10 protein-coding genes are annotated in these 13,739 nt (G+C 47.6%); 2 read left to right on the top strand and 8 right to left on the bottom strand.

Translation table 11 applies throughout. From position 1 onward, the window contains the following. Positions 1 to 22: 22 nt before the first annotated feature. Positions 23 to 2,149, bottom strand: a complete 2,127-nt coding sequence (locus ACLU9Q_RS09100; protein WP_302592165.1) for a sialate O-acetylesterase — start codon at positions 2,147 to 2,149, stop codon at positions 23 to 25. Positions 2,150 to 2,263: 114 nt separating this feature from the next. On the opposite strand from ACLU9Q_RS09100, the gene ACLU9Q_RS09105 reads away from it, so the two are divergent. Continuing rightward, positions 2,264 to 3,841, top strand: coding sequence for a glycoside hydrolase family 43 protein (locus ACLU9Q_RS09105; protein ID WP_296835873.1), 1,578 nt, complete (start codon positions 2,264 to 2,266; stop codon positions 3,839 to 3,841). Positions 3,842 to 3,879: 38 nt separating this feature from the next. Here the strand turns inward: ACLU9Q_RS09105 and ACLU9Q_RS09110 are convergent, their stop codons facing one another. Then, on the bottom strand, positions 3,880 to 4,788 hold the full coding sequence (locus ACLU9Q_RS09110; RefSeq protein ID WP_296906725.1) for an AraC family transcriptional regulator: 909 nt from the start codon (positions 4,786 to 4,788) through the stop codon (positions 3,880 to 3,882). Positions 4,789 to 5,104: 316 nt separating this feature from the next. On the opposite strand from ACLU9Q_RS09110, the gene ACLU9Q_RS09115 reads away from it, so the two are divergent. After that, positions 5,105 to 5,968 carry a helix-turn-helix domain-containing protein gene (locus tag ACLU9Q_RS09115; RefSeq protein WP_296835868.1) on the top strand — a complete coding sequence of 288 codons (864 nt, stop codon included), beginning with the start codon at positions 5,105 to 5,107 and terminating at the stop codon, positions 5,966 to 5,968. A 10-nt stretch (positions 5,969 to 5,978) separates the two neighbouring features. On the opposite strand, the gene ACLU9Q_RS09120 is transcribed toward ACLU9Q_RS09115, so the two are convergent. The 6 genes from ACLU9Q_RS09120 to ACLU9Q_RS09145 all read right to left on the bottom strand — a co-directional run bounded on the left by ACLU9Q_RS09120 (position 5,979) and on the right by ACLU9Q_RS09145 (position 13,726). Next, positions 5,979 to 7,190, bottom strand: coding sequence for an SIR2 family protein (locus ACLU9Q_RS09120; RefSeq protein WP_296835866.1), 1,212 nt, complete (start codon positions 7,188 to 7,190; stop codon positions 5,979 to 5,981). Beyond that, positions 7,177 to 10,128 (bottom strand): hypothetical protein, encoded by a 2,952-nt coding sequence (locus ACLU9Q_RS09125; RefSeq protein ID WP_296835863.1) that lies wholly within the window; start codon positions 10,126 to 10,128, stop codon positions 7,177 to 7,179. Before ACLU9Q_RS09125 ends, ACLU9Q_RS09120 begins: the two co-directional genes overlap by 14 nt. A gap of 171 nt (positions 10,129 to 10,299) precedes the next feature. Next, positions 10,300 to 10,611, bottom strand: coding sequence for a hypothetical protein (locus ACLU9Q_RS09130; protein ID WP_296906733.1), 312 nt, complete (start codon positions 10,609 to 10,611; stop codon positions 10,300 to 10,302). Continuing rightward, on the bottom strand, positions 10,574 to 11,515 hold the full coding sequence (gene tsf, locus ACLU9Q_RS09135) for a translation elongation factor Ts (protein ID WP_296835858.1): 942 nt from the start codon (positions 11,513 to 11,515) through the stop codon (positions 10,574 to 10,576). Before tsf ends, ACLU9Q_RS09130 begins: the two co-directional genes overlap by 38 nt. A gap of 3 nt (positions 11,516 to 11,518) precedes the next feature. Next, positions 11,519 to 12,268 carry a 30S ribosomal protein S2 gene (rpsB, locus tag ACLU9Q_RS09140; protein ID WP_296906744.1) on the bottom strand — a complete coding sequence of 250 codons (750 nt, stop codon included), beginning with the start codon at positions 12,266 to 12,268 and terminating at the stop codon, positions 11,519 to 11,521. 195 nt (positions 12,269 to 12,463) lie between these two features. Beyond that, entirely contained in the window at positions 12,464 to 13,726 is a 1,263-nt protein-coding gene (locus ACLU9Q_RS09145) for an ABC transporter permease (protein ID WP_296839713.1), read from the bottom strand. Between the last annotated feature and the right edge of the window lie 13 nt (positions 13,727 to 13,739).

Here is a 13,739-nt window from a genome sequence, read left to right on the forward strand (position 1 = left end):
TCATTTTACTGTATAAAATTTGTCAGCTATGTTGCGCGCCAGGCCTCACGGAAAACGGCGCTGCGCAAAGCCCGTTTTCCCCATACAGCAAATATTTTCCCGGCGCGTCCGCCCAGGCATAGCGCACAGCGCACGGCTCCTTTACCTGACCGCTGCGCAGCCGGACAATGTTTCCATCGATTTCCACCTCCGCCGGATAATAGACGCCGTCGCTTCCGGCAAGCTCGAACAGGCGCGGATTTTCCCTCTCACTCGCGCCGGATTCCCGAAGGAATACGCGGCAGCATCCTGCTGCGTGTCCGGGATCCGCCGGGCAGCCGCCCTGACGAAACGTTAGGCGCACACTGTTTCCCTGCCTGCTCACCGCCTGCAGACGCGGCCCCTGCCAGCATACATCTTCTCTGTACACAAGACTGCGCACCGCCAGAGCCGCCCGCTGCGCGACCGCTTTTTTATTCAGCGGGTGCAGATCATTATCCTCGCCGAGATCAAGATTTACCGTCACAGCGACATACGGAATGCGCTCCGCTAAAAGCTGCGCCTCGCGGATACGCGGCCAGGCGTCGCCCGGCGCAATGTCCACGCCGCAGTTCGGAAGCTGCACCACCACAAACGGAAGCTCCCGGTTTCGAAAGCCGCGTCTCCAGTCAAAGATCATTCCGCCAAGCAGCTTCGCATAATCCGCCGGATGGCTGTCGTTCGACTCGCCCTGGTACCAGACGGCGGCGCTCACCGTGTACGGCTGGCAGGGCGCGACCATCCCATTGTACAGCCCAGTCGGTGTGCGGTTTAAAAACACCTGCTCCGGCGCCGGTTCGCTTGCGGCAAGGATTCGGTACTCCCATGCGCCGTCAAGCGCGATGCGAGCGGGATGCACATCTTCTGTGCGCATTGCGTCCGTCTGCGTTTTCTTTGCTTTGAAAGCCGCACGCTCCGTTTCCGGTATCCAGCTGTCTCTGCACACATCCTCCCAGATAATATCCAGCGCCTTGCCCGGCGTCACCCTGCCGGTTCCATAGCGGCAGATGAGACGGATTTCCAGCGTGTTTTCGCCCTCACGCAGCAGGCCCTCCGGCACCGGATAACGCCTGGGCGGATACTGGTATCCTGTTTCCCCGATTTTCACACCGTTCAGAAACATCTCGTCGCTGTCCACCAGCGTGCCAAAGCGCAGTACACCCGCTCTGCCCGCCTGCTCCTGCGAAACCATAAATTTCTTCCGAAGCAGGAGACTTCCACAAAAATCTGCAAGCAGCGTATCCTTAAACTCGCACGGCAATGTGATCGGCTGCCAGTCTTCTTTTTTGCCCCGTTCTTCCTCCTGTCTGCAAAGAGAATCATACCAATTCTGCTCCTGCCGCTCTTTTTTTGCAAGCAGATTTTTGCAAAAATTTATATCCCGGAAATGATCGGTGATTTTCAGATATTCCGGGCTGTCCTTTAAGCCCTCTCTGCTCGTCCACGCTTCCACCGGCGTTCCGCCGAGGCTTAAATTCAATATACCGACCGGTATCCCGCGCTGCAGCGCGATTTCCTTTCCAAAGAAATAGGAAAATGCAGAAAGCTCCTCCAGGTTTTCCCGCACAGCCGCCTGCCAGGACGCCTGCATGTGATCGGTGAGCGGAGCGTCAAAATCATAGTGCTCTGTCACTTTGTAGATATGTAAAATAAACGGCGCGCCGCCAGCACAGAATTCCTCCGGGAAACGCACGCGCACCCGACGCATCGGCAGCTCCATGTTCGACTGACCGCCGCAGACAAACACATCCCCGACGTATACCTCGCGCACCTGCAGCGATTGCCCATCCTCCCCGGCAAGCTCCAGGACAAACGGACCGCCCGCCGCAAGCTTCAAAAAGCATGTCTCAAAGCGCCCATCCGCGCCGCAAAATGCTTCCGCAGTGAACAGAACGGTATCCTCCATCATTCCCGCGTGCCCATCATCCGGCTGGCAGACTTCCTCTGTTCCAGGCAGCACGATATCTGGCCGGCGCCGTTGAAAGGCTAAATCTGCCGTGCACCGCTGCTCTCTCAGCAAAATCCTCACACGCGATCCCGGCGCGCCCCAGCCCCATATCCGTGTGTTTTCACCCTGCTGCAGCACGCAGCCTTCCCCAAAAATCTTCGGAAGTCTCAGATTATTTTTCATTGCTCATTCCCCTTTCGCAATTATTTTTCTATTTTCCGCAATTATTCACAGGAATCCTCCCGCCACTTATGTTATACTTTTCACATACAATATAATCAGGAGGTGTCATCCACTATGAAACAAACTTTTGAAAACCCCATCCTCAGCGGATTTTATCCCGATCCATCCATCTGCCGCGTAGGAGACGATTATTATATGGTAACTTCTTCCTTCGTCTACTTCCCCGGCATCCCGGTGTTCCACAGCCGTGATCTGATCCACTGGGAACAGATCGGGCACGGCATTTCCTCACCCGACCAGCTTGATTACAAAAACTGCGAAACCTCGCTCGGTCTGTGGGCGCCGACCATCCGCTACCACGAAGGCACTTATTATATTATTAACACCTTCGTTTCCGAGGGACGTGAGGCACGCCGCGACAACTATATCATCACGTCCAAAGACCCTGCCGGTCCCTGGAGCAAAGCCCATTTTATCGAGGGCGCGGACGGCATTGATTCAAGCATTTTCTTTGACGCGGACGGCCGCGTATGGTATGCCGGAAATTATATCTGCCCGGAGGCTCTCTACGAGGGACATCACGGAATTTATCTGTGTGAACTGGACCCGGAAACCTTCCAGTTTAAGGGCGAGCGCAAAACCATCTGGAACGGCTTTACCTCCCGTAGCAAATGGATCGAGGCGCCGCATATTTATTTTGAAAACGGCTATTATTACCTGATCGTTGCCGAAGGCGGCACCTTCACTAACCACTCTGTCATGATGGCGAGAAGCCGCACGATTGACGGCGAATACGAAATCTGCCCCCGCAATCCTATTATAACGCACCGACACCTCTCTCTGGAGCATGAAATTTCTGTCGTCGGTCACGCGGATATTGTTCAGACGCAGCGCGGCGAATGGTGGATGGTACTGCTCGGCGTGCGCCCGTACAGGGATGCACATTTTAATCTCGGCCGCGAGACCTTCCTCATTCCGGTTATCTGGGATGCAGACGGCTGGCTGCGCGCAGATACGGAAAACGGTCTTGTGAACCGCACCGAGCGCCGCCCGGATCTGCCGGTATTTCTGCCGAAGCCGGAATTTTTCAGTGACAATTTCGAGACGCCGCGGCTTCACATGCGTTGGAATACCATCCATCCCGCCGATAAGCCGTTTTATTCACTTACCGAGCGCCCCGGCTGCCTGCGCCTTCACCTTTTGCCAGAGGTATTAAGTGAAATCTGCACGCCTGCCTTTGTCGGACGCCGCCAGCAGCACAGTGCTTTCCGTATGCAGGCTGCCGTTGATTTTCTGCCGGAAACTGCTTCTGAGGAAGCCGGGCTTGCCGCCGTCCAGGACGACCGCTACCACTATCGTTTTACGATCGGAATGGAAAACGGCACACGCATCTTAAAGCTCGTCTCCTGCAAAAACCACGCGGACACCATCCTTGCAAAATGTGATCTTCCGCGGGAGGAACGGATCTACCTTACCATTGCCGCCACAGAGGAGGGCTATCATTTTTACTACGGCTGCGACGACCAGACCTTCCTGCCGCTGTACGAAAATGCCGATCCGACGCTCTTAAGCTCCCTGGTAAACGAGGGATTCACCGGCACGTATCTTGGTATGTACGCTTCCTCCAACCACCAGTCCTCCGGCAATCACGCCGATTTCGACTGGGTTCTCTACGAGGGCTGCCGCGGCTGAGTTTCGCATTATAAGCCGAAGGGCACAGCCGTAATATGTTACATATACGAGTTTGTGCCCTTTTCTCTGACCCTGTCCAGAATCGCTTCACGAAATTCGCTTGGTGAGCATCTGTTGAGCGCCTTGAACGTCCTGTCGAAAGAGCTCATCGAGGAAAACCCGGAATTCATTGCCACATCGGTGATACTCATCTCCGTGTTGTAAAGAAGCCCCTCCGCACATTTTACTCTCTTTTTATTAAGATACTCATAAAATGTCATATTCATATATTTCTTAAATACCCTGGTAAAATGGTATTTGGAAAAGCCTACGATCTTCGCCGTCTCCTCCAGTGTGAGCTTCTCCTGGAAATGCTGATTGATATAATTGCACGCCTTCATCGCCACCTCCTGATACTCCCACTGCCGGTCATGCTTGCTGCGCCGCATATCGCGCATCTCAGCCTCTATGCTCCGTTCCCTGATCATGCGGCCGATCCCGGCAAACATTTCAATCAGCGATGCATAAACCAGTGCCCCGGCAAACGACTGCTGCCCGTCGTATTCCCGGATGATTTCTTCCATCTTCGCCCTGATAAGCGGATACAGCTCCGGCTCATTCTCTTTTGTGACATAAAAAACCGATGGAAACAGCAAGAGCAGAGTTTCCATCTCCTTCAGAGAATACAAAAGCGCCGGGTCAAATTGAAGAATGATACGCTCTCCGGTGGGCGGTGCCTCCAGTGCGTGCGGCACACCCGAATTGACGATCAGGATATCACCTTTCTCCAGAACATATTTTTTCTGTTCCACGATCACCCCGTAATTTTCCGTCACCGGCATCAGGATCTCGATCCCCACATGCCAGTGCGTCGGATAATCCTCGTAATCCACGTTATGAAACAACCGAAAGTCCAGAGCATTCCGGTAATTGATGGTTTCTGTCATGCCGTTCAGTATTTCAATCATACTACTAAGCACCTTTCTTTCCCCGCACTGCGGGAATTTCTCGTTAAATTCAGTACCAATATAGCAAAGAAACGGTAGCTTTTCTTTGTAATTGTTGCTAAGCAGCTATGAATTATTGCTTCCATATATCGGCCATGCCTATCCATTCTGATGAAATTATTCGCAATTATTTATTATCCATTGCCTTTTTCCCATTATTTTGCTATAGTTAAGAAATAATTATTGAATGTATCCCGCAATTTCTCATAATTTTGCTGCTCACGCACGTATGAGAGCAGCAAAACATTAGAATCCGATATACAAAGGATGTGCGCTTATGATTGAAAATCTGAATGGACTTCACGAAACGGTAAATTACAGAAAGGATATGCAGATCCGTCTGCACAATAATGCTGAGTGTGAAAATTATCCCCCGCACTGGCATACGCCTTTTGAGCTGATCATGCCAACGAAGAACGGCTACACCGTGCACTGCGGAGATAAAGAATATGTGATGAACGAGGGCGATATCATCATTATCTGCCCCGGCGTCATCCATGAGCTGTATTCGCCGCCAACGGGCGCGCGGATTATTTTTCTTGCCAGTCTCTCACAGATCGATCTGCAGGAGCTGGATCTTGTGATCGCCATGATCAGCCCTGCTATTTTAATCAGCCCGAAGGAAGCACCGCAGATCCACCGTCAGATCCATCGGCTGATGCTGGAAATCCGGGACGAGTATTTCCGCAACCTGCCCTACACAGAATCTTCCATCTACTCCAAATTTCTGGAGATCCTGGTTCTGATCGGGCGTTATCACGCAGAAATCACCCAGCACAATTTTGAAGTAAAAAACAACAAACAGCAGGAATATATGGAGAAATTTCTCTTTATCTGCAACTATATCAACGAGCATTATGCGGAGCCGCTCTCCCTGGAAGAAGTCGCCTCCCTCGCAGGCTTCAGCAAGTATCACTTTACGCGGCTTTTCAAGCAGTACGCCGACACCTCCTTTTATAAATATTTAAACCAGAAGCGCATTGCTCACGCAAAGCATCTTCTGGTCCATAAAGATCTCTCAGTGCTGGAGATCTCCCTGCAGTGCGGTTTCTCCAACCTCTCGTCCTTCCTGCGCATGTTCAAAAAGCTCACCGGATTTACGCCGACCGAGCTGCGGAAGATGTATGATGGGGATTTGTAAAAATGCGGTTTCAGCTTAGCAGCGTATTAAGCAGGCCTGGCATTTCATGATAGGTTGTCCAGATTGGCACAATCCCGTATTTTTTCCAGTATCTTTGCTGGGCAAAACACAAATTAATCATCTGAACCCGCTCAAATATATAAGATGGATCCCGGAATATCTTTCGAAGTATCTTGTCTGTATCTGTTTCCCCCGATATTTCATGCTCTTTTTTCAGTGCATTTGCAAAAATTTTTTTCACCAAAGAATTAATCCCAATAAAAATATAATGTCTCGCTTCCTCCCCATCCTTTAGCTCGTGGCAATTTTTGATAATTCTCCGAAAATTATAATCAGCCCCGGAAAATCCTACAAATACGCAGGACTTTTCCGCAAGCGCTTTTGCCTGTATAGAATTTGCCCAATTATAAACCTTACTTTCCATGGAATAATAGCTGGATTCTGTCAGAACAATATTATCTGATTCCCTTGGCTTCCATTCTGAAAACAAATGAATTTTCCCATGCGGATGATAGACACGTATCTTTTGATTTCCCGGATACCGGCAATTATCGCAGCCGATCCACACTTCCTTTTCTTCCAGACCTGCCACCCTTTCCAGGCAAAATTCAAACAGATCATCAAAATTGTATACGATTGCTTCCCCCTGTCCGTGCCGTCCTAAAATTTTCGCAATAATACCGGCGCACTCATTCTCTATTTTCCCCTTGAGCAGCTCACTTTCCTTCTTGTCCAGATCACCTGCCGAATATTGCATTCCAAGCCTCAAAGCTTCTTGTATCAGAGATTTCAAATTCATCATATCTGTTTTTTCAAGATGGCTTCCTATGTTTTTTTCCTCTATGATATTCCATAAATATTCCGCCGCTTCAAGTACGTTAATTCCTTCCAGATATCCAGTTCCTTTTCCGCGTATCTCTTCCGTGAATTTTTCAAGATATTCTTTTTTATATGAAGAATCCCTCTTAAGCTCACTCATCAACTTATCATAGGTACCTTCAAATACATCCGGTGCCTGACTTCCTGTTCTGTTGACCTCTGTCAGCAGTCCCCACATATTCATCAGCAGCAAATCCCACTGGGGCAGCCCTGCCGGGACGCTGATTCCCGCTCCCAGAATCCATGTCAGTTTATCTTCATCCAGTTTTCTTCTCATATTTTGCAGATACTTTTTATTTTCACTATCAATATCTTCTCCAAGAATTTCTTTAAGCTCCAGCATTCTTTTCATCCCCCGCATATTTTTTCCACGAACAATTCATTTCCTTCAGAAAAAGCTGCAGATCTCCTTCGTTCTCAAAAGCAGCATACCTGAATATTTCTCTTTCATATTGAAATTTTCCCAGCTCTTCCTGCATCTTCTCAATGCATATTCTCAGATATTCCTCCACAGGTTCCAGCAGGCAGGCATACGCCTCGTGTTCTTCCTTCCCAATATTTCCTATCACTCTTTTAAATAACATATCCCTGTCATTTTCATTTTGACACGCGCGAGTCTCATACCCATTTTCAAGCCAGCATTCAATCCGTTCCTTCATGTCTTGTTCAACCAGCTCCGGTTTCTTATACAAGACATCCATTTCCACCATTCTGCGCAGCTTTTCAAAATCTGTTGCCGGAAAAGCACGTTCGATATCCCATGTTTCGTAAGCAATTCCCATTATGATATCTGTGATATCCGCTCCGAGAATTATCGCCGCCATACAATCCGCATAGCATTCCTTAAACATAAGCTTTAATGTTTCCACCAGACCGGAAAAGCCTATTTTATCCGTTTCCGCGAGCCGAAGATAGCGGTCCTCCGTTCGTTTTCCCATGTAATATTCCATAAAGCTGTCTATAAACCACTGATCTTCTATGACATATTTTCCCTGCTTTTGCATATCCAGCTTTTCTCTGTCTATATTTTCAATAAACTGAGCATTACTAAAAGGTATCTCCATCGGCTCCTGCCTTAGTATTTCCGTCAGCTTTGACGATAAGCTTATTCTCAGCCTCAGAAAAGCTTCATACAGCGAATAAAAGAGACTGTCCTCCCGCACTTTCTCATTTATCGGCACTACCGGGACAAAAACTTCGTGTACAGCAACAAGCTCGATAAATTCATATAAGTATCTGCCGTAATAATCCTCTTGGCTCATTTCCATATTTTTCAGGAAATTCTCTTTTATATGTTCCTTTAAACGCTGTTCCTCCTTTACAGCTTCTTTTTGTATTTCTGACTCCCAGGTTTCTCTCACTTGTTTCAAAGTTTCCTCCGGAAACATGTGCGTCAGATTCTGGTACACGCTCTCATCAAGAAAATCCTCCATCTGTTTTATAATAAATCTGCAAAATGTCATTGCTGAATAGGCGGACACCGCATCAATAACCAGCTCATATCTCTCCTCGCGTTTTCTCTCTCCGCAAAAATGAAGGCATTCATGGAGAAGCCGAAACATGGTTCCTCTGATATCATACAAGCTCATCTCCGGGATTGTCAGAACAATAATATCCTCCTTTCCCTCTAGCGTCGGGTCTAAATGCGAAAATAAGTCATGCGCAGCTGTCACGTCGCTTCCGCCGCTCGTCACAAGGAAAACATACTTCTGCTCTTTAGAATCCTCTTCACTTTCAACAAGCTTTTCCGCCACTTCAGAGACAAACCGGTTATAAAATAACAGCAGTTTTGTAGATGAACCTATTGACTGATGAACAAGCGTATGTCCCTCAATGAGCGAACGGTCTGAGCGTCGCATATCACTCAGGTAATCGCCCACATACTTTCGGAACAGCCCCAATGCGCTCCACATATCCGCAATACTTTCCTCTTTCTCTTTTTCTTTTCCTCCCATTTCGTGTAACTGCTCAATAGTCTCCAAATTAATGTTAATATTCTTGGACAGCGCACCAAACATTTTTCCAATTACCTCTTGCAGATCAAAACAATGTGAAGATCGGATTAAGTCCAGGAAAGATTTCATAACATTCTGAAGCCCATAAACCTCCCGAATCGGTATCCTGTAATCATCAGCGCTCTTTTCCAGTTTTTCTATCAGTTTTTTAAACTCCGCTGCGTAACTTTGTATGTACGCCTCTTTTTCTTTCTTTCGATTTTCTATGTCCTCATCACTTTCTGCCAAAGAAGGCTCCATAGCACCACCATTCTGGTTACCGATTCTGATAGAAGAACGCATATTACAAATATACTTCTGAAAAAATACTTTGTTTTGAGGATCAAAAATTTCTCTATTAAAATATAGCGGTATGCAGTCTCCAAATAGAACATCCGGCATCACCAGACAGTCAGAGCTTCCAAACAAATGATAAATCTTACTTTTTTTCAACTCTTCCGGCACGTCATTCATTGTTTCTATTTCATTTTGGAATTGTCTGTTTGATACCCCTTCCTGCAAATTCACACGTATTGATATCCATACATTTGTTATCTTTGATTTTTTTATCTGTTCAAGCCCCAGCGGTTCAAACCCTGTTAGCGGATAAAAACTTGAGATTGCCGGAAACTTCTGTCCCGGCACCTTCGCCTCCTTCAGATGATCCAGAATCGCCATCACCGTCTCCGGCGTTTTGCTGAGGAAAAGCAGCACATAATCGCAAAACCCAAAAGAAGGAAACACCGCTCCATGAACCTCGCTCAGGAATATTCCTGCGCCCTCCGCTGCATCTATCATACACTTTCCTATCTGGCTCAGCAGTTTATCCATCTTATTATCCGCCTGTTGATTGGCCTGTTTTACCATTGGCTTCGATACATTCAGAAATACAAGTGATAAAAAAGGATATTCCGAGCAGAGCCCTCTATATTTTTCCTGCTTATCAGGATCTGACTGTTCATCATCTTTAATCTGCGCTATAATTTTCCATGAATCATAATCCATTTGATTTTTCTTTTCCTTCGACAAATCGCAAAGCCCTTTTATCTCATCCTCATCAGGAAAATAAACCTTTAATACGTATTTATCTCGATAATCATCTTTTAAAGAAATATTTCCCTCCCGCTCTCTCACTCCATGCGGCCGCATTTGATACCACTGCTCTACCAGATGAATATCCAGGCCATCGTAATGTCCAAATACCTTAAACTGGCACTTATCGCCCGTCTCCGCACATTTCATACGCTTTTTTAATATCAGCAGCATTCCCAGATAGTTTTCTTTCATTTGTTTCCGCCCTCCACACATGATCTTTCGTATACAAAAACCCATATCTTATATTATATACTAATAAATTGTACCATTACTCCCATATTTGGTATTAAAAAACCACCGCATCAAATATGATCTTTCAATCACATGATACAGTGGTTTTATACTTGTTATTTATAAGCCCGGCTATCCCTTAATCCAGCCAATTGCGCCGTCATCAGACGGAGGTATCACTTTACTCTTTTCATCCATCTTACCTACCGGAATATTAATATTATCCAACGGCGATAAAATGTCGTTTCTGTTGCCCGCACGGACTGAACTTGTTTTTACAGGCCCTGATGTTCTCGGATTTTTCATATTGTCCACCCTTCCATTTTGCTTCAAAAAATCTTTTCTTCCCAGTATACGCTCTGTTGAAGAAATACTTTTCAAAAGCAAACTGCAAAAACACCAGTTTTTACTTACCTGCCATCTGCTTTGCAACTTCTGCCGCAAAATCTTCTTCCTTCTTCTCGATACCTTCTCCGGTCTCGAAACGAACAAAGCCTTTTACGGTGATCTTTGCGCCAGCTGCTTTTGCTACAGAATCCACATAAGCCTGTACGGTCTGTTTGCCGTCCTCTGCTTTTACATATACCTGATCAAGCAGGCAGATTTCCTTCAGTTCTTTGTTGATACGTCCGTTAATCATGCCGTCGATTACCTTCTGCGGCTTCTGGGACTCCTTCGGATCGTTCATGATCTGAGCCAGAAGGATTTCCTTCTCATGCGCAATATACTCTTCGCTTACTTCGCTTCTGTTGGTGTACTGCGGTCTGAGCGCTGCGATCTGCATTGCAACGTTCTTGGCCATTTCTTTAACTTCATCGTTTACTACGTCTGTTACAACATCAACCAGAACACCGATTTTGCCGCCCATATGTGTATAGGAAGCAACGAAACCGTCTGCCTCTTCTACTTTCTGGAATCTTCTGATGTTCATGTTCTCGCCGATGATCGCAATCTTGCCAGCCAGCGCTTCCGCAACTGTCTTGCTGGTATCCGGCAGCCATTTCTCTGCCATAAATGCTTCTATATCTGCTGCTTCCGTTGCCATAGCCTGCTCTGCTACCTCTGCAACATATGCCTGGAAGGTTTCATTCTTTGCAACAAAGTCCGTCTCAGCGTTTACCTCTACAACAACCGCTTTCTTATCGTCCTCAGATACGAGTACCTTGCAGAGACCTTCTGCTGCGATTCTGCCTGCTTTCTTCTGTGCAGTAGCGAGACCTTTTTCTCTGAGGAATTCTACAGCCTTGTCCATATCGCCCTCAGTAGCAGTGAGCGCCTTTTTGCAGTCCATCATGCCTGCTCCGGTCATTTCTCTTAATTCTTTTACCATTCCTGCTGTGATTGCCATGTCTTATTCCTCCGTCTCTGCTGCAGCTTCTTCTGCGTAGTCTTCGCCTTCAAATACAACGTCCTGCTCTGCGCCCTGATTTGCCTCGATAACAGCGTCCGCCATCTTGGAAACGATCAGTTTTACGGCACGGATCGCATCGTCGTTACCCGGGATTACGTAGTCCAGCTCTTCCGGATCACAGTTTGTATCACAGATACCGATTAACGGAATACCCAGTGTATGTGCTTCCTGAACGCAGATTCTTTCCTTCTTCGGGTCAACAACGAAGATAGCATCCGGGATCTTCTTCATTTCCTTGATGCCGCCAAGGTTCTTGTTAAGCTTCTCCATCTCTTTTCTCAGAGCGATAACTTCCTTCTTCGGCAGAACATCAAAGGTGCCATCTGCTTCCATCGTCTCGATCTGTTTCAGACGTGCCACACGGCTCTGGATGGTCTTGAAGTTGGTCAGCATACCGCCGAGCCATCTCTCATTCACATAGAACATGCCGCATCTTTCCGCCTCAGTCTTAACTGCGTCCTGCGCCTGCTTCTTGGTGCCGACAAACAGGATCGTACCGCCGTTTGCCACGATATCGCCGACTGCATTGTAAGCATCGTCTACCATGCCTACGGATTTCTGAAGATCGATGATGTAGATGCCGTTTCTCTCTGTGTAGATGTACGGAGCCATCTTAGGATTCCATCTTCTGGTCTGATGTCCGAAATGAACACCTGCTTCAAGTAACTGTTTCATTGAAATTACACTCATTTGTCTGTCTCCTTTTGGTTTTTCTTCCGCACCCCGTGCTTCCTCGGAAACCCTGCGGGCACCACCCTTGGAATAGGGATGCGTGATTTTTTGCGACCTTTTTATAGTACCATATAAAAACAATGTATGCAAGCCCTTTTCGATGAAAAAAATGTGTTATATAAACCCTTTCCGATGAAAAAATGTGTTACTGTGTCATTCATGCCGTAATGCATCGATCGGATTGAGGTTTGCCGCCTTGATAGAAGGCATGAACCCGAAGATCAGACCGATCACCATCGAGAACAGTACCGCAATAATGGTTGCCGGGATGTTGATCGCCACCGGCACGTCCGCCATCCTGGAGATTGCCTGCGCCATGCCGATGCCGGCTACCACTCCTAAAACTCCGCCCATGCTGGTCAGTACGGCAGCCTCTGTCAGGAACTGCATCAGGATCATGCGCTTTTTCGCGCCGATCGCCTTTTTCAGACCGATCTCGCTGGTACGCTCCGTCACGGACACCAGCATGATGTTCATAACGCCGATACCACCCACCAGAAGGGAAATGCTGGCGATCCAGATCAGCTGCTGATTTGTCGATTCATTGATCTGCTGCTGCTGTTCCACCGTCTCCAGCGTGTTCTTCGCCCGATACTTCAGATCGGTATCGTTCGTATACAGATTTGCGTTCAGGATTTCCGCGCACGGCTTGCCAACCGTCGTCATCGCCTCCACAGACGATGCCTTTACTGCAACATGCTGCGGCTCATCGTACTGATATGCGATGCACCATGCGCTCGACGGCATAAATACCGTACCCGAAGAGCTGTCGTAGCCCATATACGTATAGTAATCATCCATACTGTTGATCACCGGTTCAAACTGCGACGCCACCTGCGCAACTCCGATCACGGTAAACGGCTCGCTGTTGATCTCAATAGTCTTTCCAACTGCATTTTCCTCCTGGAACAGGGAGCTTGCCGCCGTCTGGTCAAGAATCACAACCTTGCGGAATTCCGTATAGTCGTCCTCTACAAATCCGCGCCCGGTACGCACGATATAACCGTTTACATTAAAATAATGCATATCTATGCCGTATACCCTCGCCCCCTGCAGCGCGGTATTCTGATGATAAATACCATCCGCATAGGAGCGGCTGGTGTAGAAGGTAGCGTCCTCCACACCCTCCACCTCTAAAAGCTTTTCTCTTGTATCCTCTCCGATCACCGGGACGCCGTAGGGCACGCTCTCATAGTCGAAGCTCATCTCATAATCCGAGCTTCTGCTTAAAGGAATTGACACGGCGTTGTTTCCCGCCCCGATCACGTTCTGCATCAGCTGTTCGTTGGTTCCCTGGATCGTGGAAACAATTGATATAATAGAAGCAATACCAATGATAATACCAAGCATCGTCAAAAACGAACGCATCTTATGCGACCAGATTCCCTGAAAGGAAAGTCTTATATTTTCCAACATTGTCTGTTTCCTC

The organism is Marvinbryantia sp. (genome assembly GCF_047017445.1).
In the GTDB taxonomy this organism is placed as follows: domain Bacteria; phylum Bacillota; class Clostridia; order Lachnospirales; family Lachnospiraceae; genus Marvinbryantia.